Below are 22,435 nucleotides of genomic sequence, written 5' to 3' on the forward strand. Positions count from 1 at the left end.
GAGGCAGCGGGGCCTACGTGGCGTCCATGTCGAACGGGGGGCGGTCGTCGCCCGGACCCTCGGGCTTCTTGGTCATGTCGACGCGCCCGCCGGAGGCCGGGGGCGGCGAGGACGAGGACGGCGCCTCCGCGTCGCGGCCGTGGACGGCGTCCGTGACCTCGGCCATCTCCTTCTTCAGGTCGAAGCCGTTGCGGATCTCCTTCAGGCCCAGGTCTTCGTTGTCCAGCTGCTTGCGGATGAAGGTCTTGGGGTTGAGATCCTCGAACTCGAAGTCCTTGAACTCCGGACCGAGTTCGTTACGGATGTCCTGCTTGGCGCTCTCCGAGAACTCGCGGATCTTCCGGATCGTGCGCATGACGTCCTGGATGACCTTGGGGAGCTTGTCCGGACCGAAGACGAGCACGGCGAGCACGATGATGGTCACCAGCTCCAGTGGCCCTATGTCATTGAACACCTGACGCTCCTTGCGATGTCCTCGGTCGCTCAACGGTACCCGGCCATCCCGTCCGACCGGTACCGTCCCGAGGTGAGACTTCTGTCAGTTCTGCTCCGCCGCGCCCAGCACGACTGACACCTCCCGCTTCATGCCGTCGCGGTCGACCGTCAGGCGCAGCCGGTCGCCGGGCCGGTGGGCGCGGATCTTGACGATGAGCTCCCGGCCGGAGTGCACGCGGGCGCCGTCGGCCTCGGTGACGACGTCGCCCGGCTCCAGCCCGGCCCGGTCGCCGGGACCGCCCCGGGTGACCGCGGGGCCGCCGTTCGCGCCCTTGTCGTCGATGCGGGCGCCGTCACCGGTGTAGCCCATGTCGAGCGTGACGCCGATCACCGGGTGGGTGGCGTGGCCGTGGTCGATCAGCTCCTCGGCGACCCGCTTGGCCTGGTTGACGGGTATGGCGAAGCCCAGGCCGATGGAGCCGGCCTGCCCGCCGTCGGTGCCGGAGCCGCCGCCGGCCGAGCGGATGGCGGAGTTGACGCCGATGACCCGGGCGTGGGAGTCGAGCAGCGGGCCGCCGGAGTTGCCCGGGTTGATGGGGGCGTCGGTCTGGAGGGCGTCGACGTAGCTGACGTCGCTGCCGTCGCTCTTCTCGCCGCCGGCCGTGATGGGCCGTTCCTTGGCGCTGATGATGCCGGAGGTGACCGTGTCGGCGAGGTCGAAGGGGGCGCCGATGGCCACGACGGGGTCGCCCACCCGGACGTCGTCGGAGTCGCCGAGGGGCAGCGGGGTGAGTCCGTGGACGCCGTGCACCTGGACGACGGCGAGGTCATAGCCGCCGTCGCGGCCGACGACCTCCGCCTTCACGGTGTCGCCGCTGCTGAACGTCACGGATATCTCGCCGTCCGGCCCGGCGGGCTCGACCACGTGGTTGTTGGTGAGGATGTGCCCCTGGGCGTCGAGGACGAAGCCGGTGCCGGTGCCCGCCGCGCCGTCTCCCCGGACGTGCAGGGTGACCACGCTGGGCAGGGCGCGGGCGGCGATCCCGGCCACGCTGTCCGGAGCGCGGCCGGCCGGCACGCTGCCGGGCTGCCCGCCGTGTCCCTCACGCTCGACGTAGGCGCCGACGACTCCGCCGGTGCCGCCGGAGACGACGGCCACGACGAGGGTCCACCCGATGACCCACCGCCAGGCCCGCCGCTTGCGCTGCGCCGGCGTCAGCACCTTGGCGCCCGTCTGCTGAAGGGGCTCCCGGGCCTGAGCCGCGGCCCAGGGGTCGTAACCGGCCCAGGGGTCGGCACCACCCTCGGGGACGGGGGGTACGGCAGCCGGGGGCGCCGGGTCGGGGGCGGGCATCCGCGGGGCGGGGGCCGGGACGGGCACGGGAGCCGCCGACTGGGGCACGGGTGGCGTGGCGGGCGCGGGCGTCTGCGGCGTGAGGGCCGTGGTGGAGCCCGGTGCCTGCGGGGCGGGCGTGCCTTGCGGTACGGAGAGTACGGGCGCAGTGGGCGGGGTCGGGGGTGCGGGTACGGCCGTACCGTGCGCCGGGGTGACCGCCGGATGCTGCACCGGTGGTGCGGGCGCCCAAGGGCCGGGTTGGCCGTACGGCGGGGTGCTGTAGGGGTCGGGGTCGTGCAGGGGCGTGACCCGCTCGGCCTGCGCCCGCTCACCGGAGCCCGGTACGGCGCTCTCCCCAGCTGCTCTCCCGGCCTCTCCCTCGGCCTGTCCCCCGGTCTCCCCCTCGGCCTCTCCAGGGGTGCCGGGCGGCGCGGCCGGTGCCGGCTTGGCCAGTTCGAAGTCACCGTCGGAGGGCGGGGGCGGGGGCGGGGCCGGAGCGGTCGGTGCCGTCCCCGCCGTCCCCCGCGGTCCGTCCGCCGGCGGCACGCCGTTCCCCTCGTTCATGCTCTCCCCACGGCTGGTCACGGGACATCGGCTGCCGCCCCGGGTCGGCGCCACGGACACGGCCTCCAGGATTCAACCAGGTTCGCGGGCCGTGGCGCGGTGACGGTCAGGGCGAGGAGGGCGAGGGCGTGGTGTCGGGGACGGGGGCGGACAGCGGGCCGGAGCCGGTGGCCCCGGGGGGCATGGGCCAGTCGGTGAGCGGAAGCGCCACCGTCTCGTCCAGCGGGCGTATCAGCGGGGAGATGGCGGCCGCCCCGGCGAACACCGGCGCGGTCAGCGCGCGTACCGCCTCGGCCCGGGCCTGTCGGGAGGCCGGGGCGGGAACCCCGGGCAGCAGCGGCGCGGACAGCGTGGTCGGCGCCACCGGGGCGGAGCCGAGCAGCGCGCCGCCCTGGGCGAGCAGCGGTCCCACGGGGCGCCGGCGCTGGCTGTCCGGCGTGGCCGCGCCGCCGCCCGAGCCCGAGCCCGCCGAGCGCACCGGGATGACGCCGGAGCCGCCGCGGGCGTCCGTGGCCGGGTCGCCGGGGAAGCCGGTGGTCACGCCGCCGAGGGCCAGCGCGGCCAGCGACACCGCGCCGGCGGCGGCGAACGCGAACCGCCGGCCGCGTGAGGCGGCGCGGGCGTCGTCCGGGCGGCCGACGGGGTGGATGCGGAAGCCGTCGTCCCGGGGGCCGCCGGCGCCGTCCGCGCCCGTCGGGAGCAGGCCGTGCGGGCGGGCCGGGACGTATCCGAACGGCAGGCTGTCGCCGCGCCGCGCCCCGAAGGGTCCGAGGCTTGTGGAGGTGCCGGGTCCGGGCGACGGTGTGCCGCCGCCGTCCGGACCGCCCCCGGGAAGGCCCTGGAGACGGGCCAGGAGGCTCGCCGAGGGCGGGGGCGGGGCGGCCTCCGCGAAGACGTTCTTCAGCGCGCGCTGGGCGTCCGCCTCGGCCTTGCACCGGGCGCAGGTGGCCAGGTGCGCGAGGACCCGCTCACGCGTCTCATGACCGAGTTCCCCGTCCACCAGGGCGGAGAGCCGGTCTCCCAGGTGCTGCTCTGCGAGGCGTGTCTCCTCGGCAGGTTTCGACCGAGATCCACTCACGCGGTCGCGCCCCCTCCCCCCAGCGCGGGGACCCGGGCCAGGAAGGAGCGCCGCTCGGCCGCGCGGGCCTCCGGGGAGCGGTGCGCGAGGGCCTTGCGGAGCTGGGACCGGCCGCGGTGGATACGGGAGCGGACCGTGCCGAGCTTCACGCCGAGGGTGGCGGCGATCTCCTCGTACGACAGTCCCTCGATGTCGCACAGGACGACGGCGGCGCGGAACTCGGGCGCCAGGGTGTCCAGGGCCTGCTGGACGTCGGCGTCGAAGTGGGCGTCGTTGAACAGCTGCTGCGGGGTGGGCTCGCGGCTGGCCAGGCGCTCGGCCGCGTCCTCGCCGAGGGCGTCGAAGCGGATGCGCTGCTTGCGCCGGACCATGTCCAGGAAGAGGTTGGTGGTGATGCGGTGCAGCCAGCCCTCGAACGTGCCCGGCGAGTACGTCGACAGGGAGCGGAAGACGCGGACGAAGACCTCCTGGGTGAGGTCCTCGGCGTCGTGCTGATTGCCCGTCAGGCGGTAGGCCAGTCGGTAGACCCGGCCGCTGTGCGTGCTGACGATCTCGTCCCACGTGGGCGGAGTCCACGCCTGCCCGTCCGCGTCGGTGGCGAAGGTCGCGGTCGGGGGCTCGCCTGCGGCGGACCCGGCGGCGTGGCTGTCAGCAGCGGTGTCGGTCACGGATTTCGGCCTGCCCGCCGACCCGAGGAAGCGCCGCAGCACTCCGCCCCGATCCCCGGGCGCAGCCGCACCTCCCCTGTCGGCTCTGGTGGTGTCCAGTGGAGCCCCTACCATAGCCACCTCGCCCGTTAGCTCCGGATAAGCGGTTTTACGAGAATTTGATACTTGCTGATCCGGCTCATCCGGCTGCGTCAGCAGTTGCTCGCCGTCCTGCCTCACCGCTCGCCCCCCGTCGCGTCGCCGGCCACCGTCTCAACCTGGTAAACGCACGGGCTCATCTGCGGGTTCCCGCCGCCAACGGATACAGTCACGCCCAGGCAACCACGGGGACAGGAGAGGGTCATTACCGCCAACCGGCAGACGAGCTGGGCGTTCGCCGACGCCTTTGTCGCCGAGGACGAAGCGCTGCGCTGGGCCCGCGAACGGGCCCGCGAGGCAGGGCTGCGCTCGGTGTCGCCCAGCACGGGCGCCGCGCTGCGACTGCTCGCCGCCTCCGTGGACGCGAAGGCGGTCGCGGAGATCGGCACCGGCTGCGGGGTGTCCGGCATTCATCTGCTGCACGGGATGCGGCCGGACGGGGTGCTCACGACCGTGGACCCGGAGCCGGACCACCAGCAGTTCGCCCGGCAGGCCTTCCGCGGCTGCGGCTTCGCCAGCAACCGGGCCCGGTTCATCCCCGGCCGCGCCCTGGACGTCCTGCCGCGCCTCGCCGACGCGGGCTACGACCTCGTGTTCTGCGACGGGGACCGGCTGGAGTACCCGGACTATCTCGCCGAATCGTTGCGCCTGCTGCGGCCGGGCGGCCTGGTGGTCTTCGAGGGCGTCTTCGCGGACGGCCGTACGGTCGACTCGGGGCCCCAGCCCACCGAGGTGCTGCGGCTGCGGGAGCTGCTGCGCACCGTGCGGGAGAGCCAGGAGCTGGTGTCCTCGCTGCTGCCGGTGGGCGACGGGCTGCTCTGCGCCGTCAAGCGATGACGGCGGTGCGCGGGGTGAGGGGGGTGCCCGCGGTACCGGCTGTGCGGGCCGCGCCGGCCGCCCCCGAAGACGCGGCTGCCCCGGCACCGCGTACGATGCCGGGGCAGGCGCGAGGACAGAATCGGGACGTCAGACGACGACCTTCTTGAGGGCGTCGCCAAGCGCCTCGGCCTCGTCAGGGGTCAGCTCGACGACGAGTCGACCGCCGCCTTCGAGCGGAACGCGCATGACGATGCCCCGCCCCTCCTTGGTCACCTCGAGCGGGCCATCACCCGTCCGCGGCTTCATGGCCGCCATGCTCGTTCCCCTTCCTGAAACCAGCTCATCGTCTCTGCCGGTACCCCCGCGCAGGGGGCACCCGCCATCCGGAACGGACACGCGACACCGGCATCGAACACATTGCTTCCTGGCCATTATCCCGCATGGCAGGACCCGATGACCAACATCGGTCGGGATCGCTTGGGCAACGCGCGCGAGCAAAACCACCCAATTCGGGGATGTGCCTGCGATACTGCGCCACCCCGTGAGGTCCTCCCGGCCGGCTCCGTCCCCGATTTCTTTGACGCAGGTCACACGTCCGCTCCGGTCGCCGGCCGGTGATCTCCGCCATGCTGTCCTCAGACAGGGACGTACTGAGCGGTACGTCACCAGCGGTTACTCCGGAGGGGACACGCCATGGCCGACACCGTGCTCTACGAGGTGAGCGACGGACTCGCGACGATCACGCTGAACCGCCCCGAGGCGATGAACGCGCTGAACATCGCGACGAAGACGGCCCTGCGGGAGGCGGCGGAATCGGCGGCCGGGGACACGGCCGTCCGGGCGATCCTGCTGACCGCCGCCGGGGACCGGGCCTTCTGTGTGGGCCAGGACCTCAAGGAGCACATCGGGCTGCTGGCCGGCGACCGGGAGACCGGCACCGGGCAGACGATGAGCACGGTCAGGGAGCACTACAACCCGATCGTGCGGGCCCTGGCCGGGGCGCCGAAGCCGGTGGTCGCGGCGGTGAACGGCGTCGCGGCCGGCGCCGGGTTCGGCTTCGCGCTCGCCGCGGACTACCGGCTGGTGGCGGACACCGCCGCGTTCAACACCTCCTTCGCGGGCGTCGCCCTGACCGCCGACTCCGGCATCTCCTGGACACTGCCCCGGGTGATCGGCCCGAGCCGCGCCGCCGACCTGCTGCTCTTCCCGCGCAGCATCAGCGCCCAGGACGCCCTGGAGCTGGGCATCGCCAACCGCGTCGTACCGGCGGGCGAACTGCGCGCCGAGGCCGCGAAGGTGGCGCGGGCGCTGGCCGAGGGGCCGACGGTGGCGTACGCGGCACTCAAGGAGGCGGTGGCCTACGGGCTGACGCACTCCTTGGAGGAGACGCTGGAGAAGGAGGACGAGCTGCAGACCCGGGCCGGGCGGTCCGAGGACCACCACATCGCCGTCCAGGCGTTCGTGAACAAGGAGAAGCCGAAGTACCTGGGCCGCTAGGTCCTGTCTGACGCCGTCGGTTCGGCTACGGGGTGCGGGCCACGCAGGCCTCCAGGTGGTCGTCGACCAGGCCGCACGCCTGCATCAGGGCGTACGCCGTCGTCGGGCCGACGAACCGCAGGCCCCGCTTCTTCAGCGCCTTGGACAGCGCCGTGGACTCCGGGGTCACCGCCGGGACGTCGTCCAGGGTCCTCGGGGCCGGGCGGGCCGCCGGGTCCGGGGCGTGGGACCAGATCAGCTCGTCCAGCTCGCCCTCGGCCCAGCCGGCGAGCAGGCGCGCGTTGGCGAGCGTGGCGTCGATCTTGGCGCGGTTGCGGATGATGCCCGGGTCGGCCAGCAGGCGCTCGCGGTCGGTGTCGGTGAACGCGGCGACCTTCTCGATGCGGAAGCCGGCGAAGGCGGCGCGGAAGCCCGGGCGGCGGCGCAGGATCGTGATCCAGGACAGGCCGGACTGGAAGGCCTCCAGGCTGAGCCGTTCGAAGAGGGCGTCGTCGCCGTGGACCGGGCGGCCCCACTCCTCGTCGTGGTACGCCACATAGTCGTCGGTGGACAGGGCCCAGGGGCAGCGCAGGGCGCCGTCCGGCCCGGCGACGGCGGCTCGGCCGGTCATCGCTGCTCCTCCCGGTCCTCGTCCGGCTCCGTCCGCGGGTGCTCGGCCCGCTGTTCCCGCGCGGCGGCCCGGGCGCCGGCCAGCGCGGACTCCAGGCCGGCGATGCGGGCGTCCCGCTCGGCCAGCTCGGCGGCGAGCCGGCCGAGCGCGTCGTCGACGTCGGCCATGCGGTAGCCGCGCGGCGCGACCGGGAAGCGCAGGCTCTCCACGTCCGCGCGGTCCACCGGGCGGTCCGGCGGCAGCGGGTCCTGGAGCCGCTCCGGCGCCGCCTCCGGCAGCGGGGCGCTCTCCCCGCCGCCGACCACGGCCAGAGTCACCGCGGCGACCACGACGGCCAGCGCGACGACCAGGAACAAGAACATCACCATCGCCTCAGGGTCCCCACGCTCGTACCGGACGCTGTGCCGGCAGCGGTATCTGTCAGGGTCCGATCGTGCCATGCGAGTCTGACAGTTAGGGTCACAGGCGGCTGTACAGCGGGACGTACTAGGAGAGGGCAGGGCGGATGCTCAGGCTGGGCAAGCGGGAATTCGGGCCGCACGAGCCGGTGATCATGGCGATCGTGAACCGGACGCCGGATTCCTTCTACGACCAAGGGGCCACGTTCCGCGACGAACCGGCGCTGGCGCGGGTGGAGCAGGCGGTGGCCGAGGGCGCCGCGATCGTGGACATCGGCGGGGTCAAGGCCGGGCCCGGCGAGGAGGTCTCGGCCGAGGAGGAGGCGCGCCGGACGGTCGGCTTCGTCGCGGAGGTACGGCGCCGGTTCCCCGATGTGATCATCAGCGTGGACACCTGGCGGGCGGAGGTCGGCGAGGCCGTGTGCGAGGCGGGCGCGGATCTGCTGAACGACGCGTGGGGCGGCGTCGACCCCGGGCTCGCCCAGGTCGCGGCGCGGTACGGGGTGGGGCTGGTGTGCACGCACGCGGGCGGGGCGCAGCCGCGGACCCGGCCGCACCGGGTGACGTACGACGACGTCATGGCCGACATCCTGAACGTGACCCTCGGGCTGGCCGAGCGGGCGGTCTCGCTGGGGGTGCCGCGGGAGTCGGTGCTGATCGATCCCGGGCACGACTTCGGGAAGAACACCCGGCACAGCCTGGAGGCGACGCGGCGGCTGGACGAGATGGTGGCCACGGGCTGGCCGGTGCTGGTGTCACTGTCCAACAAGGACTTCGTCGGCGAGAGCCTGGACCGGCCGGTGAAGGAGCGGCTGATCGGCACGCTGGCCACGACGGCCGTCTCCGCGTGGCTCGGGGCGCAGGTGTACCGGGTGCACGAGGTGGCTCAGACCCGTCAGGTACTGGACATGGTGACCGCCATCGCCGGCCACCGGACCCCCACGGTGGCCCGCCGGGGCCTGGCCTAGCCGCCGGTCACTCGCGGGTGCGGCCGGTGTATTCGCGGCGGCCTACCGCCCCGCCTCCTTCGACACCAGGGCCACCGCTTCCTCCACCTCGTCCGTGACGTGGAACAGGAGGAGGTCCTTCTCCGCCGCCTTGCCCTGGGCGACCAGGGTGTTTCTCAGCCAGGACACCAGGCCGCCCCAGTACTCGCTGCCGAAGAGGACGATGGGGAAGCGGGTGACCTTCTGGGTCTGGACGAGGGTGAGGGCCTCGAAGAGTTCGTCCAGGGTGCCGAGGCCGCCGGGGAGGACCACGAACCCCTGCGCGTACTTGACGAACATCATCTTGCGGACGAAGAAGTAGCGGAAGTTCAGGCCGATGTCGACGTAGGGGTTGAGGCCCTGCTCGAAGGGCAGCTCGATGCCGAGGCCCACCGAGATGCCGCCCGCCTCGCACGCGCCCTTGTTGGCCGCCTCCATGGCGCCCGGGCCGCCGCCGGTGATGACCGCGAACCCGGCCTCCACCAGCCCCCGGCCGAGCCGCACCCCGGCGTCGTACTCGGGCGAGTCCGCCGGCGTCCGTGCCGAGCCGAAGACGCTGATGGCGGGCGGGAGTTCGGCCAGCGTGCCGAAGCCCTCGATGAACTCCGACTGGATGCGCAGCACCCGCCAGGGGTCGGTGTGCACCCAGTCGGAGGGAGCGCGCTCGTCCAGCAGCCGCTGGTCGGTCGTGCTGGCGGTGACCTGGCCCCGCCGCCGGAGGACCGGCCCGAGCCGCTGCTCGTCCGGCGGCTGCTTCTTCCCCTCGGGGTTGCCGGTAGGCATGTGGGCTCCCTCCGCTTGCCGGTAGTTCGTTCCCAGCCTAGATCCATCCGGGTTACGGACGGGGGACCCCGGCGTGTCCGGCGGGCACCGGCCCGCGCGCCCTTACGCGGTGAGCCAGTTCCGCAGCCGCTCCTCGCCCGCCAGGATCTTCGCGGTCTCCACGCGCTCGTCCCGCTTGTGCGCCAAGTGCGGGTTGCCGGGGCCGTAGTTGACCGCCGGGATCCCGAGCGCGGAGAACCGGGACACGTCCGTCCAGCCGTACTTGGGCCGCGGGGTGCCGCCCACCGCCTCGATGAAGGCCGCGGCGGCCGGGTGCGACAGGCCCGGCAGCGCGCCCCCGCTGTGGTCGTCGACGACGAACTCCGTCACCCCGCAGTCCGCGAACACCTCGTGGACGTGCGCGATCGCCTCCTCCTCGGTGCGGTCGGGGGCGTAGCGGAAGTTGACCGTCACCACGCACTCGTCGGGGATGACGTTGCCCGCCACTCCCCCGCCGATGCGCACCGCGTTCAGGCCCTCGCGGTACTCCAGCCCGTCGATGACCGGCCGGCGCGCCTCGTAGGACGCCAGGCGGGCCAGGATCGGGGCCGCCGCGTGGATGGCGTTGGAGCCCATCCAGCCGCGCGCCGAGTGCGCCCGCTCGCCCGAGGTCTTCAGCAGCATCCGCAGCGTGCCCTGGCAGCCGCCCTCCACCTCGCCGTCGGACGGCTCCAGCAGCACCGCGAAGTCGCCCTCCAGCCACTGGGGGCGGGCCTCGGCGACATGCCGCAGGCCGTTGCGCTCGGCCTCGACCTCCTCGTTGTCGTAGAACACGAGGGTCAGGTCGCGGTTGGGGGCGGGGACCGTGGCCGCGATGCGCAACTGCACCGCCACGCCCGACTTCATGTCGCAGGTGCCGCAGCCCCACAGCACGCCGTCGGCGTCGAGCCGCGAGGGCACGTTGTCCGCGATCGGGACGGTGTCGATGTGGCCGGCCAGGATGACACGTTCGGCGCGGCCCAGGTTCGTCCGGGCGACCACGTTGTTGCCGTACCGGTCCACGGTCAGGTGCGGCAGGGCGCGCAGAGCCGTCTCGATGGCGTCCGCGAGCGGCTTCTCGGTGCCGCTGACCGACGGGAAGTCCACGAGCCGCGCGGTGAGCGTGGCGGCGTCCAGCGTGAGGTCAAGGGAGGTGTCGGGCATGACCTCGACCCTAGCGCGCCACCTGCCGGAACACCGCCGGGCCGACGGCGGTGACCGCACGCGGGGCACCGGCCGGGCTCCAGTACCTTGTACGCGTGCCAGAGCCGTCCCCCACCTCTCCCGTACGCCGTGGTCGCCGTTTCCGTTTCACGGCGGCCCTGTTGGTCCTGTGCGGTGTCGCCGCGTACCTCGTGGTGCAGTACGTCACCGGAGGCGGCGGAGCGCGCGGCTGCGCGGTGGTCTCGGCCTCCGGTGACGGGGCCGCCTACGAGTTCACGCCCGAGCAGGCGGAGAACGCGGCCACGATCGCGGCCGTGGGCACCGGCCGCGGGTTGCCGGAGCGGGCCGTGACGATCGCGCTGGCCACCGCCATCCAGGAGTCGGGGCTGCGCAACATCCGGCACGGCGACCGGGATTCGCTGGGCCTGTTCCAGCAGCGCCCCTCGCAGGGCTGGGGCAGCGAGCGGCAGATCATGGACCCGTCGTACGCGGCGGGCATCTTCTACGCGCACCTGGCCAAGGTGCCGCACTACACGGAGCTGCCGCTGACGGTGGCCGCGCAGCGGGTGCAGCGCAGCGGCTACCCGGAGGCGTACGCCAAGCACGAGTCGGACGCCACGCTGCTGGCGGAGGCCCTGACCGGGCGCGCGGCGGCCACGCTGACCTGTGACGGGCGCCCGCAGCACACGGCGCCCGAGACCGGCCCGGACGCGGTACGGGCCGCGCTGGTACGGGACTTCGGGCGCGACGCGCTCCAGGAGACCGGCGCGGTGGTGGGCGGGACGCCCGTGCCGGCGCCGTCCCCGTCGCCGAGCGTGACCGCGACCGCGCGCGGGCGGACGGTGACGGTGCCGGTGCCGGAGGGCGCGAAGACGGACGCCACCGGGCGCGACGAGCGGGAGCGGGGCTGGCAGCTGGCGCACTGGGCCGTCGCCAACTCCTCGGCGCTGCGCATCGAGCGGGTGACGTACGCGGGGCGGGAGTGGACCGTGGGGAACCACTCCGACGAGTGGCGCCCTGTCGCCTCCGAGGGGGCCGCCGGGGCGGAGCGGTCCGCCGGGGCCGTCCGGATCGTCGCCGCGCAGTAGGCCGTTGACCGCCGGTCGCACAGCCGTATGGTTGATCACTCCTGCGGGTTGTGCTCCGCCCGAGTGACGGGGTGGTCGGCGCGGGGGCCTCTCCGGGGGCGGAAATCCTTGGGAAATCAGGGGCTGGAAGGTTTCCGCGCGGGTGCGCACGAACGTTCTTTGCCCGTTTTTATCCACACCCGATAATGCGATGCGTTATCCATTCTTTACCCGGGGCGTCCGCAACCTTCGCGGGCTTCGAGCGGTAGTCACGGCGTCCGAGCCGCCAGACGGGCTCGGGCGCAGACACCGTTCTCTCCCGTCGAATGGAGCATCATGTCCCTCCCTCTGACCCGCCGGATCGCCCGTGCCGCGCTGCTCGTCGCAGCGGGAGCGGCCGCCGGGGTCGGTGCGGCCGGCTCCGCCGGTGCGGCCACGAACCTGCCCGACGTCGGCCCCAACCTGAGCGGGCTGACCGCGCTGGACGGGGCGCACGCCGGTGACGCCGTCGACAGCGCCGCGCGGCAGGTGACCCAGGTCGCGGGCCACACGGGCGGCAAGGCGGTCGAGCAGGCGGTGCCGGCCGCGGGCAAGACCGGCGGCAGCGCCGTGAAGCGGACGACCCCGGTGGCGCAGAAGGCCGTCGGCGACACGGCCGGGGCCGCGGGGGGTGTCCTCGGGGACACCGCGGTCGGCGCGACCAAGGGTGGTCTGCCGATCGACTCGCTCACCAAGGGCGGGCTGCCGACGGACTCCCTGCCGACGAAGGGTCTGCCCACGCAGGGCCTGCCGCTCGGCTGAGGCCGCCGGTACCGGTGAACGGGGTCCAGGGAAGTTCCCTGGGCCCCGTTCGCCGTCGTGCCCCCGCCGGGTGCCGTTCCGGCGCCCGGCGCCGCGCGTGCGGCCCGTCGGTCAGCGGATCGGCGGGCCGGCCCGTCAGCGCGTCGGCATGTCAGCGGGTCAGGCGGGCGACGGCCGCCTGGACGCGTTCGTCCGTCGCCGTGAAGGCCACCCGGACGTGGCGTGCGCCCGCCTCGCCGTAGAAGTCGCCCGGGGCCACCAGGATGCCCTGGTCGGCCAGGTGGGCCACCGTGGACCAGCAGGACTCGTCCCGGGTGGCCCAGAGGTACAGGCTCGCCTCGCTGTGTTCGATGCGGAAGCCGTGGGCGAGGAGGGCCGAGCGCAGGGCCTCGCGGCGGGCCGCGTAGCGCTCGCGCTGTTCCCGCACGTGGTCGTCGTCGCCGAGCGCGGCCACCACCGCGGCCTGCGTCGGCGCGGAGGTCATCATGCCGCCGTGCTTGCGGATCTGCAGCAGCGGGCCGAGGACCTCCGGGTCGCCGGCGATGAAGGCCGCGCGGTAGCCCGCCAGGTTGGACCGCTTGGACAGGGAGTGCACGGCGACGATGCCCTCGTAGGAGCCGCCGTTGACGTCCGGGTGCAGGACCGAGACCGGGTCGGCCTCCCAGCCCAGCTCCAGGTAGCACTCGTCGGAGAAGAGCAGGACGCCGTGGGCGCGGGCCCAGGCGACGATGTCCGTCAGCTCCCGCTTGGTCAGCACCCGGCCCGTCGGGTTGGACGGGGAGTTCAGCCAGAGCAGCCGCAGGTTCGCCGGGTCCAGCTCGCGCGGGTCGTCGTAGACCTCGTACGCGGCGCGGGCGAGGCGGGCGCCGACCTCGTAGGTGGGGTAGGCCAGGCGCGGGTAGGCGACCTTGTCGCCGGGGCCGAGACCGAGCTGGGTGGGCAGCCAGGCCACCAGTTCCTTGGAGCCGACGACCGGCAGGACGTGCCGGTGGGTGATCCCGCGGGCGCCCAGCCGGCGCTCCAGCCAGCCCGTGATCGCGTCGCGCAGCGCGGGGGTGCCCCAGACGGTCGGGTAGCCCGGCGAGTCGGCCGCGTCGACCAGGGCCTTCCGGATCAGCTCGGGCACCGGGTCGACCGGGGTGCCCACCGAGAGGTCGACGATGCCGTCCGGGTGGGCGGCGGCCGTCTTCTTGTACGGCTCCAGCTTGTCCCACGGGAAGACGGGAAGCCGGTCGGAGACTGCGGACACGATCAGTGGCTCACTTTCGTACGGTGCGGCAAACGCCTCGGTCCCGTGCGGCGCTGATCGGGAGGATCGGGCCGTACGGGACCGAGGCGGCGCGGTTGCGGCCGCTTGGCGCTCAGGCGGGCGGTCAGCCCTGCTTCGGCAGCTCGGCGACGAAGGGGTGGTCGCGCTCGATCAGCCCCAGCTTGCTGGCGCCGCCGGGCGAGCCCAGCTCGTCGAAGAACTCGACGTTCGCCTTGTAGTAGTCCTTCCACTCCTCCGGGACGTCGTCCTCGTAGAAGATCGCCTCGACCGGGCAGACCGGCTCACAGGCACCACAGTCGACGCATTCGTCCGGGTGGATGTACAAGGACCGCTGGCCCTCGTAGATGCAGTCGACCGGGCACTCCTCGATGCACGCCTTGTCCTTGACGTCGACACAAGGCTGCGCGATGACGTAGGTCACGCTGTCGTTCCTCCTCGATAGGGCGCTGGCGGGCCTCCTCAGGCCCGCCGCCTGGCGCGCGGGAGCGCGGCGTCGTCGATGCCCGCCCCTAGTATCTCCGTTCCGGAGCATGATCCGAACAGGAGGGGTGAACTGACCGGTGGAAATCTCGGCGACAGGACGCCTGGAGGTCCGAATCACCCCTGCTGACGTGGGGAAACGGGTCTCTGTACGGCGGTTGGGCGAACCCGGTGCCGGACCGGAGAAGTTCACTGACACGGTGGGTGTTCTCACATCCTGGGACGGTGGCGTGCTCATGATCACACGCCGGGACGGCGAAAGTGTCGGGATTCCCGAATCCGCGCTGGTCGCGGGCAAAGTGATTCCCGCCGCACCGGCGCGCCGCCGGGGCCCCGCAGCCACGTACCCGGAACTGGCGCGCATCGCCGCGCGCGCCTGGCCGCCGGTGGAGAGCGAGCCGCTGGGCGACTGGGAGCTGCGGGCCGCCGCCGGGTTCACCCGGCGCGCCAACAGCGCGCTGCCGCTGGGCGGCCCGGGGCTCGGGCTCGACGCGGCCCTGGACGCCGTACGACGCTGGTACGGCGAGCGCGGCCTGCCGGCGCGGGTGCAGACCGCGACCGGCGCGGAGGGCACGCAGGAGCTGCTGTGCGCGGAGCTGGAGCGGCGCGGCTGGGTGCGGGAGGTGACCGCCGAGGTGTGGACCGGGGCGCTGGCGCCGGTCGCGGACCGGGCCGGTGGCGAGGGTGTGGCGCTGTCCCGGACGGCGGACGAGGCATGGCTCGCCCGGTACCGGCGCAAGGGAGTGAGCGAAGTGGCCCTGCGGGTGCTGCACGGCGGGCCGTCGGTGTGGTTCGCGACCGTGCCCGGTGCCGGGGGCGGCGAGCCGCCGGCGGCGATCGGGCGGTGCGTCGTGGACGGCCGGTGGGCCGGGTTCGCCGCCGTCGAGGTGGACCCCGCCCGGCGCCGGGAGGGGCTGGCCACCGAGGTGATGGCCGCGCTGGCCCGGCGCGCCCTGGACGAGGGCGCCTCGGCGGCGTGGCTCCAGGTGGAGGCGGACAACGAGGGCGCCCGGGCGCTGTACCGCGCGCTCGGCTTCCTGCCGCACCACGCCTACCACCACTACCGCGCCCCGGAAGCACCGACGGCGCAGGGCGCCGTACCGGAGGTACCGGCCACGTCCGACGCCGTACCGGAGGTACCGGCCGCCCCGGCCACCCCTGCCACGCCGGAACAACCGGACGCGCCCGGCCGCACGCCGCAGCGCCCGGTCACGCCCCCCACCTCTCGTGGAAGGGCCTGAACCCGTCATGCGTCAGCCGTATCTGCCGCCCCCGTACCCGCCCCCGCCGGAGCGCTCCGCCGAGTTGCGGCGGCGGTTCGCCGAGGAGACGCGGGCCGAGCGGCCGGATCTGTCGGCGCTGTGCCTGCTGATCGGCGCCGAGCTGGACGGCTCGCTGGACGACGCCGGTATCGACGCCGCGCAGGCGGAGCTGGACCTGCTGGCGGGCGAGCTGCCGTACCGGCCGGGCGGGCCGCGCGCGTGGGCGGAGGCGGCGCGCCGGCTGCTGGGTGACCGCCACGGCTTCCACGGCACGCCCGGCGACTACCAGCGGCTGGAGTCCTCCCTGCTGCACGAGGTGCTCCGGCGGCGGCGCGGGCTGCCCATCCTGCTGTCGGTGGTCTGGCTGGAGGTCGCGCGCCGGGCCGGGGCGCCGGTGTACGGGGTCGCGCTGCCGGGGCACTTCGTGGTCGGGTTCGGGCCGGCGGCGGACCGGGTGCTGGCCGACCCCTTCGACGGCGGGCGGGTGCTGACCGGGACGGACGCCGAGCTGCTGGTGGTGGGCGCCACGGGCGCGCCGCCGGACCCCTCGATGCTGGAGCCGGCGCCGCCGCTGGAGGTCGTGCAGCGGGTGCTGAACAACATGCGGGCGTGGGCGGCGGCGCGGCCGGAGCGGTCCGACGTGGCACTGCGGGCCGTGGAGCTGGCGCTGCTCATCCCCTCGCATCCGGCGCGGCTGCGCTACGAGCGCGGGCAACTGCTGGTGCGGTGCGGGCAGTTCGCGGCCGGCGCCGAGGAGATGGAGCACTACGCCGACCTGATCGAGGTGGTGGACGAGGCGGCGGCGCGCGCCATCCGGCAGGAGGCGGGCACCGCACGCGCCACGCTCAACTGACCGGGCCGCCCCTCACAGCCAGCCCTTCTCCCGGGCGATCAGCACCGCCTCCGCCCGGTTGCGGGCCGCCAGTTTCTGGATGGCCGTCGACAGGTAGTTGCGGACCGTGCCCGGGGACAGGTGCAGGGCCTTGGCCAGTTCGGCGTTGGTGGAGCCGTCGGCCGCCGCGCGGAGCACCTCGCGTTCGCGTTCGGTGAGCGGGTTGGCGCCCTCGGCGAGCGCGGCGGCGGCCAGCGTGGGGTCGATGACCCGCTCGCCGGCCAGCACCTTGCGGATCGCCTCGGCGAGCTGGGCGGCGGGGGCGTCCTTGACGAGGAAGGCGTCGGCGCCGGCCTCCATGGCGCTGCGCAGATAGCCGGGCCGGCCGAAGGTGGTGAGCACCACCAGCTTCACGTCCGGGTAGGCGCGGCGCACCCGGGCCGCGGCCTCGATGCCGGTGCAGCCGGGCATCTCGATGTCGAGCAGCGCCACGTCCACGCCGTGCGCGCCGACGGCGGCGAGCACCTCGTCGCCGCGCGCGGCCTGGGCGACGACCTCGATGTCGTCCTCCAGGCCGAGCAGCGCGGCCAGCGCCTCGCGGACCATCGACTGGTCCTCGGCCAGCAGGACCTTGATCGTGCTCGTCATGCCCCGGATCCTATGTCGGTCCGGGGGGCCGCCGGCACCCGGGCGACCAGCCGGAATCCCTGTCTTGTCCGGCCTGCCCGCAGGGTCCCGCCAACCTTCTGGAGCCGCTCGGTCAGGCCGGTCAGACCGTTGCCGGGGCCCTTGCCGGAACCGCCGGAACCGTTGTCCTCGACGGTGAGTTCGAGCACCGGGCCGTCCAGGGTCTCGTGGCGCAGCAGGCGTACCGCGCAGCGCTCGGCGCCGCTGTGCCGGACCACGTTGGTGACCGCCTCGCGCAGCGCCCAGGCGAGGGCGGACTCGGCCTCCTCCGGCACGCCGGCGAGGCCGGGGTCGGCGGGCACCTCGGCGGCCACCCCGGCGGCGGCCAGGGCGACCTGGGCGCCGGCGAGTTCGGCGGCCAGCCGGGGCCGCCGGTAGCCGGTGACGGCCTCCCGCACGTCGACCAGGGCCTGCCGGCTGACCTGTTCGATGTCGGCGATCTGCCGGGCCGCCTGCTCCGGATGGCCGGGCAGCATCCGGCCGGCCAGCTCGCTCTTCAGCGTGATCAGGGAGAGCGAGTGACCGAGCAGGTCGTGCAGGTCGCGGGCGAGGCGCAGGCGCTCCTCGTTGGCGGCGAGCTGGGCGACGGTGGCCCGGGCCTTGCGCAGCTCGATGGTGGTGCGCACGAGCTGGCCGACGCCGGTCATCGCGAAGCCGATGAGCACGACGAGGACGACCAGGCCGCGCGCCTCCTTCTCGGCGGAGCGCAGGCCGATCAGGTACATCGCCAGGGCGGAGGCCGGGATGGCGAAGTAGGCGGCGCGCAGCGGCAGGGTGGCGCCGTAGGCGACCGCCAGGTAGACGAACAGGCCCAGCCAGGCGCTGCCGAGGGTGTAGGCCAGGACGGGGGCGAGGACGCCGAGGATCCCGCCGAGGACGAGCACGACGCCCCGGGAGAACGGGCGGCCGATGTTGCGGAAGACCATCGTCAGGTAGACCCCGACGAACACGGCGAGGCCGCAGGAGCCCGCCACGGTGGCGGCGGTGGAGTGGTGTCCGCCGGCCAGGTCCTCGACCGGTGAGCTGAGGAAGACCAGCCAGACCAGGATCCACAGCGCCTTGATCATCAGGTCGCGCCGGCTGGTGGGCGGCCAGCCCACGGGGGTGTGCCGCGGCATCGCGGTGTGCCGGTCTTCCGTCGTGGTGCCGCTCACGCCTTCAGCGTGTCCTTCCGGTACAGCCAGGCCGCGCCGCCCGCGAACAGGACGAAGGAGACGACGAGGACGGCGATGTCCCGGGCGTGCGGGGCCTGGCTCTGTTCGATGGCCCGTCCCAGGGCAGCGTACGCGTGGGTGGGCAGCCACCGGGCGATGTCCTGGAGCCACCCCGGGAAGGTGGTCGTGGGCATCCACAGGCCGCCCAGCATGGACAGCCCGAAGTAGATGATCATGGTGATGGGGCGGACCGCGTCGCCGGTGGCCAGGTAGCCGAGGGCGACGCCGAGCGCGGCGAAGACCAGGCTGCCGGCCCAGACGGCGCCGCTCAGGGCGAACCACTGCCAGGCGTCGAGGCGGACGTCCTTCACCAGGGCGGCGACCGCGAACACGATGACGATGGACGGCAGGCTGACCACGGCCGCGCCGGCGGTCTTGGCGAGGACGTAGCCGCGCCCGGGCAGCGGGGTCAGCCGCAGCTGCCGTACCCACCCGTTCTCGCGCTCCTTGGCGATGCGCTCGCTGTTGCCCATGAGCGTGGCGGTCAGGGCGCCGAAGGAGGCCATGGAGACCATCATGTACGTCGGCAGGGTCAGCCCCGTGCCGTCGACCTCGGTGTGGCTGTCGGCGTTGCCCGCGATCAGCAGGAACAGGGCCGAGGGGTAGATCACGGTGAAGAACAGGAACTTGCGGTTGCGCAGCGCGCGCACGAGTTCCAGCTTGATCAGGCTGTTCACTGCTGCTTCGCCTCCTCGGCGGCGGTGATGGCGACGAAGGCCTGCTCCAGACCGAGGCCGGCGACTTCGAGGTTGCGGGGGTAGAGGCCGAGGCCGTACAGGGCGTGGACGGTGGCGTCGGCGTCGGCGGACTGGATGCGGACGGTCTGGCCCGAGACGTCGATCCGGGTGACGGACGGCAGGGCGCCGAGGGCGTCTTGGTCGATGTCTCCGGCCAGGTCGAAGCAGACGCGGCGGACGCCCGCCCTGGCCTTGATCTCGGCGGCGGTGCCGTCGGCGAGCAGGCGGCCCCGGTGCAGCACCAGGACCCGGTCGGCGATGGCGTCGGCCTCTTCGAGGTAGTGGGTGGCGAACAGCACCGTACGGCCCTGGTCGGCCTGCTCGCGCATGGTGGCCCAGAAGGCCTGGCGGGCGGAGACGTCCATGCCGGTGGTCGGCTCGTCCAGGATGATCAGGTCGCTGTCGCCGGCGGTGGCGAGGGCGAACCGGACCCGCTGGGCCTGGCCGCCGGACAGCTTGTCGGCCTTGCGGTCGGCGATCCGGGTGAGGCCCGCGCGCGCCAGCACGTCGGCGACCGGGTACGGCCGCGGGTGCAGCGCGCAGGCCAGCTTGACCAGTTCGGCGACGGTGACCCCGTCCGTCAGCCCGCCGCTCTGCAGCATGGCCCCGACCCGGCCGGCCACGATGGCCTCGCGCGGGGTGGTGCCGAACAGGCCGACCGAGCCGCTGTCGGGCTGCTTCAGCCCGAGGAGCAGGTCCAGGGTGGTGGACTTGCCGGCCCCGTTCGGGCCGAGGAGGGCGACGGTCTCGCCCGGGTACAGGCGCAGCGAGAGGCCGTCCACGGCCCGCACGCTCCCGTACGTCTTGGTCACCTGGTCGAACCCGACCACCGGGGTGGCGGTGGCCGGTACCGCTGTCGTCGTCATGGCGTCCATGCTGGCGGCAGCGGGTGGGCGTCCGGCAGTGCCGTGGGTCCTGAGCGCCGGGTGACAGATGTCATGCGCGCCGGGTGACGGGTACGGCGAGGGGCGCCCCCTCGGTGGGGACGCCCCGCTTACGGTGCGGTGACTAGCTCGGGTTCGTGTCGATGATCCCGACCCGGTTGGTCCTGCTCATCAGCGCGGGACGCAGCGCGGCGTAGACGTCCTGGGGGGTGACGGCCGTCTTCTGGCCGTTGCCCCGGGTGATGAGCACCCCGTCGAAGGCCTGGCCGTACAGCTCCTTCAGGGCGGTCAGGTCGGGCTTGTCGACCAGCTTGCCGTTCACGGCCGTGACCCGGAGGAACTTCCACAGCGAGTTCTGCGGGCTGAAGGGCACCGAGTGGGCCGCGTCCACCTGGACCGTCACCCGGCCCGACATCGCGGGCTCGGCGAACTCCTTCATCATCCGGTCGACCTCGGCGTTGGAGACCGTGGGCTGCCGGGTGGTGGTCGGCACGGCGACCGGGGTGGCGCTGCCCGTCTCCACCAGCGCGCGGTAGGCCTGTTCGACCGCCTGGGCGGAGTGTTCGGCGTCGACGGCCTTGCCCGCCTTGCCGTAGACGGGCACGGCCTTGCCGGACTTGAACTCGATGGTGCCGTCGGTGGCCACGCCCGCGCCCGCCTGCGAGCCGCCGCCGGCCTGCTGGAGCGCGGCGTGCAGCTTCTCCTCGTCCACCGGCATGACCGGGGCGACCACGCGCTTCTGCCCGAAGAGGGAGCCGACGACGTGGACCGGGTTGTAGTCGCTGTGCGCGGCCTCGCTGACGGTGGCCTGGTAGTCGAACTGGAGGCCCGCGTTCTCCGGGGTGAGGGTGACGGTCTTGCCGCCGACGGCGAGCTTCAGCGGCTTGTCGACCCGCTTGCCGAAGGCGTCGTCCAGCTTCTTGACCGCGTCGTCGCGGGTGCCGCCGCCGATGTCGACGCCGAGCACGGTGGTGCCCTTGGGCACGTCGGTGTGGTTCATCAGCAGTCCGGCGCCGTAGGCACCGCCCGCGGCGACGACCACGAGGGCGCCGAGCAGCATCAGCTTGCTGCGGCCCTTCTTCTTCGGCTTGGCCGCCTTGCCGGCGGGGGCCGGCGCGGGCTTGGGCGCGGCGGGCGCGGCGGGTGCCGCGGAGCCGCCGCCGGAGGTGCCGAACGGGGCGCCGCCGCCCGCGCCGGGGACGACCGGGATGCCGCTGGTGACGGTCTGCCCGGAGACGTTGCCGGCGGCCGGCGAGCGGTAGCCGGGCGTGCCCGGCTCGGGGGCCGGCTTCTGCGGGGTGAGGATCGCGGTGTCGTCGCTGAGCCCGCCACCGGGTCCGCGGCCGCCCGGGCGGGTGCCCGCGCCGGCGGGACCGGCGCCGGGGCCGTCGAGGCCGGCGAGGTCGGTCAGGGCGCTGCGCGGGGTGCCCTGGCCGGGGTGGCCGGCGCCCGCGCCCGAGGGGCCGCCGAAGGGGCCGCCCGCACCCGGGCCGGACGGCGGCACGAGGGGGCCGTCGCCGGTGACCGGGCCGCTGGTGGGTCCGGCCGGACCCTGCGGGCCGCCGGGGCCGCCGGATCCGCCGGGCCCGTTGAAGCCGCTGGCGCCGCCGGGGCCGCCGCGTCCGGTGAAGTCGCCGGCGCCGCCCTGCCCGGGGGCACCGCCCGCCGCGCCGCCGAAGCCGTCGGGTCCGCTCGCACCGCCGCCGTAGCCGTCGAGTCCGCCGGGACCGGCGCCGAAGCCGCCGGGGCCGCTCGCACCGCCGCCGTAGCCGTCCTGGTTGCCGTGGGCCGGGCGGTCCGCCGAGAAGTACGGCAGGTCGTCGCGGCCGGGCTCGCCGGAGCCGGACGTGCCGGAGCCGGAGCGGGACGTGCCGGAGCCGGGGGCGGAGGGGCGGGAGCCGCCGCCCAGCGGGCCCGCGGTCAGCGCCTCGGTCACGTCGAAGGAGCCGGTGCCGCCGCCGTGGCCCGGGGCGACGGGGCCGCCGGTGGCACCGGGCAGGCCCTTGCCCTTCGCGGCGCCGCCCTTGCGGCCGCCGGGACGGGAACCGCCCGGCGCGCTCATGGCGCCGACCACCCCGCCGGGACGTCCGCCGGAGCGCGCGCCGGTGGCACCGGACGCGCCGGACGCGCCCGGACCACCCTTACGGGGGCCCGCCGCGCCGGAGGCGGGAGCCGGGGCGGCGGAACCGCCCTGGATCCCGGCGCCGTTGGTGCCGCCGCCGCCCGGACCGCCCTTCGGGGCACCGGACTTGCGGGGCGCGAACCAGTCGCTGGTCTTCTCCTCCGCCGGGCCGGCGGGCTCGGCCGGGACCTCGGCGGTGCCGTCGGCGGCGGGCGCGCGGTCCGCCGCGGGCCGCTCCTCGGCGGCCGGCGTCTCGTCCGCGCCGCCCTCGCCGTCCGCGACGGTCTTGCGCACGACGACCGGCGGGATGGGCCGGGATCCGGGGATGTTGATCCGGATCCGGGTCGTCAGCGTGGTCTCGGTCTTCTTCTCGTCCGGCCGCGTGCCCGAACGGCCCGCGCCCATACCGTCGTCGGAAGCCAGGGGGGTCCCGTACGGCGGTGTGCCGGAGGGGTATGCGGCTCCGCCGCGCCCGTTGGGCCCGGAGGACGGAGTGTCAGTTTCACGACTCAAGGCAGGTTCTCCCGGTTGGCTCCGCCGCCCTTACGACCTGACTGCTCGGGCGGCTCGGCGGCGCGCACCACC

Annotated in this window: 22 protein-coding genes and 1 pseudogene; 7 read left to right on the forward strand and 16 right to left on the reverse strand. The window is 74.3% G+C overall.

What is annotated here, in order from left to right:
* Nucleotides 1–13: 13 nt before the first annotated feature.
* From IH25_RS0125015 to sigE, 4 genes are all read right to left on the reverse strand, one after another.
* Nucleotides 14–454 carry a sec-independent translocase gene (locus IH25_RS0125015; protein WP_030614806.1) on the reverse strand — a complete coding sequence of 147 codons (441 nt, stop codon included), beginning with the start codon at nt 452–454 and terminating at the stop codon, nt 14–16.
* A gap of 84 nt (nt 455–538) precedes the next feature.
* Nucleotides 539–2,335 (reverse strand): S1C family serine protease, encoded by a 1,797-nt coding sequence (locus IH25_RS38635; RefSeq protein WP_030614808.1) that lies wholly within the window; start codon nt 2,333–2,335, stop codon nt 539–541.
* A gap of 106 nt (nt 2,336–2,441) precedes the next feature.
* Nucleotides 2,442–3,413 carry a zf-HC2 domain-containing protein gene (locus tag IH25_RS0125025; RefSeq protein ID WP_030614810.1) on the reverse strand — a complete coding sequence of 324 codons (972 nt, stop codon included), beginning with the start codon at nt 3,411–3,413 and terminating at the stop codon, nt 2,442–2,444.
* Nucleotides 3,410–4,123 carry an RNA polymerase sigma factor SigE gene (gene sigE / locus IH25_RS0125030; protein WP_078844396.1) on the reverse strand — a complete coding sequence of 238 codons (714 nt, stop codon included), beginning with the start codon at nt 4,121–4,123 and terminating at the stop codon, nt 3,410–3,412. Before sigE ends, IH25_RS0125025 begins: the two co-directional genes overlap by 4 nt.
* 234 nt (nt 4,124–4,357) lie before the next feature.
* Here sigE and IH25_RS0125040 point away from each other — a divergent pair, with 234 nt between their 5' ends.
* Nucleotides 4,358–5,056, forward strand: coding sequence for an O-methyltransferase (locus IH25_RS0125040; RefSeq protein ID WP_078844397.1), 699 nt, complete (start codon nt 4,358–4,360; stop codon nt 5,054–5,056).
* Nucleotides 5,057–5,185: 129 nt separating this feature from the next.
* On the opposite strand, the gene IH25_RS39770 is transcribed toward IH25_RS0125040, so the two are convergent.
* Nucleotides 5,186–5,353, reverse strand: a complete 168-nt coding sequence (locus IH25_RS39770) for a DUF3117 domain-containing protein (protein WP_018544333.1) — start codon at nt 5,351–5,353, stop codon at nt 5,186–5,188.
* Nucleotides 5,354–5,731: 378 nt separating this feature from the next.
* On the opposite strand from IH25_RS39770, the gene chcB reads away from it, so the two are divergent.
* A complete protein-coding gene (chcB, locus tag IH25_RS0125050; RefSeq protein WP_030614818.1) occupies nt 5,732–6,535 on the forward strand; it encodes a 2-cyclohexenylcarbonyl CoA isomerase in 804 nt (267 codons plus the stop codon).
* A gap of 25 nt (nt 6,536–6,560) precedes the next feature.
* On the opposite strand, the gene IH25_RS0125055 is transcribed toward chcB, so the two are convergent.
* Both IH25_RS0125055 and IH25_RS0125060 read right to left on the reverse strand, forming a co-directional pair.
* Complete coding sequence (locus tag IH25_RS0125055; RefSeq protein WP_030614820.1) at nt 6,561–7,145, reverse strand: DNA-3-methyladenine glycosylase I; 585 nt, start codon at nt 7,143–7,145, stop codon at nt 6,561–6,563.
* Nucleotides 7,142–7,513 carry a DivIVA domain-containing protein gene (locus IH25_RS0125060; protein ID WP_030614821.1) on the reverse strand — a complete coding sequence of 124 codons (372 nt, stop codon included), beginning with the start codon at nt 7,511–7,513 and terminating at the stop codon, nt 7,142–7,144. Before IH25_RS0125060 ends, IH25_RS0125055 begins: the two co-directional genes overlap by 4 nt.
* 137 nt (nt 7,514–7,650) lie before the next feature.
* On the opposite strand from IH25_RS0125060, the gene folP reads away from it, so the two are divergent.
* Nucleotides 7,651–8,511: a dihydropteroate synthase gene (folP, locus tag IH25_RS0125065; RefSeq protein WP_030614823.1), complete on the forward strand. Its 861-nt coding sequence runs from the start codon at nt 7,651–7,653 to the stop codon at nt 8,509–8,511.
* A 42-nt stretch (nt 8,512–8,553) separates the two neighbouring features.
* On the opposite strand, the gene IH25_RS0125070 is transcribed toward folP, so the two are convergent.
* Together IH25_RS0125070 and dapE are read right to left on the reverse strand one after the other, a co-directional pair.
* Nucleotides 8,554–9,312: an LOG family protein gene (locus IH25_RS0125070; RefSeq protein ID WP_030614825.1), complete on the reverse strand. Its 759-nt coding sequence runs from the start codon at nt 9,310–9,312 to the stop codon at nt 8,554–8,556.
* A 102-nt stretch (nt 9,313–9,414) separates the two neighbouring features.
* Nucleotides 9,415–10,494, reverse strand: a complete 1,080-nt coding sequence (gene dapE / locus IH25_RS0125075; RefSeq protein WP_030614827.1) for a succinyl-diaminopimelate desuccinylase — start codon at nt 10,492–10,494, stop codon at nt 9,415–9,417.
* 95 nt (nt 10,495–10,589) lie between these two features.
* Here dapE and IH25_RS0125080 point away from each other — a divergent pair, with 95 nt between their 5' ends.
* Entirely contained in the window at nt 10,590–11,582 is a 993-nt protein-coding gene (locus tag IH25_RS0125080) for a heavy metal transporter (protein ID WP_209445368.1), read from the forward strand.
* A 315-nt stretch (nt 11,583–11,897) separates the two neighbouring features.
* Nucleotides 11,898–12,362: a hypothetical protein gene (locus IH25_RS0125085; protein ID WP_030614831.1), complete on the forward strand. Its 465-nt coding sequence runs from the start codon at nt 11,898–11,900 to the stop codon at nt 12,360–12,362.
* Between the two features lie 151 nt (nt 12,363–12,513).
* Here the strand turns inward: IH25_RS0125085 and IH25_RS0125090 are convergent, their stop codons facing one another.
* Nucleotides 12,514–13,611 (reverse strand): bifunctional succinyldiaminopimelate transaminase/glutamate-prephenate aminotransferase, encoded by a 1,098-nt coding sequence (locus IH25_RS0125090; protein WP_030614834.1) that lies wholly within the window; start codon nt 13,609–13,611, stop codon nt 12,514–12,516.
* Between the two features lie 124 nt (nt 13,612–13,735).
* On the reverse strand, nt 13,736–14,053 hold the full coding sequence (gene fdxA / locus IH25_RS0125095; protein ID WP_030614838.1) for a ferredoxin: 318 nt from the start codon (nt 14,051–14,053) through the stop codon (nt 13,736–13,738).
* A gap of 139 nt (nt 14,054–14,192) precedes the next feature.
* On the opposite strand from fdxA, the pseudogene IH25_RS37790 reads away from it, so the two are divergent.
* Nucleotides 14,193–15,191: pseudogene (locus IH25_RS37790) on the forward strand (GNAT family N-acetyltransferase); the annotation flags it as partial.
* Between the two features lie 169 nt (nt 15,192–15,360).
* Nucleotides 15,361–16,227 carry a transglutaminase family protein gene (locus tag IH25_RS0125105; RefSeq protein ID WP_030614844.1) on the forward strand — a complete coding sequence of 289 codons (867 nt, stop codon included), beginning with the start codon at nt 15,361–15,363 and terminating at the stop codon, nt 16,225–16,227.
* Nucleotides 16,228–16,239: 12 nt separating this feature from the next.
* Here the strand turns inward: IH25_RS0125105 and IH25_RS0125110 are convergent, their stop codons facing one another.
* From IH25_RS0125110 to IH25_RS0125130, 5 genes are all read right to left on the reverse strand, one after another.
* Nucleotides 16,240–16,854, reverse strand: a complete 615-nt coding sequence (locus tag IH25_RS0125110) for a response regulator transcription factor (protein ID WP_030614847.1) — start codon at nt 16,852–16,854, stop codon at nt 16,240–16,242.
* The gene (locus IH25_RS0125115; RefSeq protein ID WP_030614850.1) at nt 16,851–18,011 is read right to left on the reverse strand and encodes a sensor histidine kinase; all 1,161 of its coding nucleotides are present in this window, start codon (nt 18,009–18,011) and stop codon (nt 16,851–16,853) included. Before IH25_RS0125115 ends, IH25_RS0125110 begins: the two co-directional genes overlap by 4 nt.
* A gap of 32 nt (nt 18,012–18,043) precedes the next feature.
* Complete coding sequence (locus IH25_RS0125120; RefSeq protein WP_030614854.1) at nt 18,044–18,784, reverse strand: ABC transporter permease; 741 nt, start codon at nt 18,782–18,784, stop codon at nt 18,044–18,046.
* Entirely contained in the window at nt 18,781–19,710 is a 930-nt protein-coding gene (locus tag IH25_RS0125125; RefSeq protein WP_030614858.1) for an ABC transporter ATP-binding protein, read from the reverse strand. Before IH25_RS0125125 ends, IH25_RS0125120 begins: the two co-directional genes overlap by 4 nt.
* A 142-nt stretch (nt 19,711–19,852) precedes the next feature.
* A complete protein-coding gene (locus tag IH25_RS0125130) occupies nt 19,853–22,363 on the reverse strand; it encodes a hypothetical protein (RefSeq protein WP_030614860.1) in 2,511 nt (836 codons plus the stop codon).
* Between the last annotated feature and the right edge of the window lie 72 nt (nt 22,364–22,435).

Origin of the sequence: Streptomyces achromogenes subsp. achromogenes, from assembly GCF_000720835.1 — a bacterium.
GTDB lineage: Bacteria > Actinomycetota > Actinomycetes > Streptomycetales > Streptomycetaceae > Streptomyces > Streptomyces achromogenes.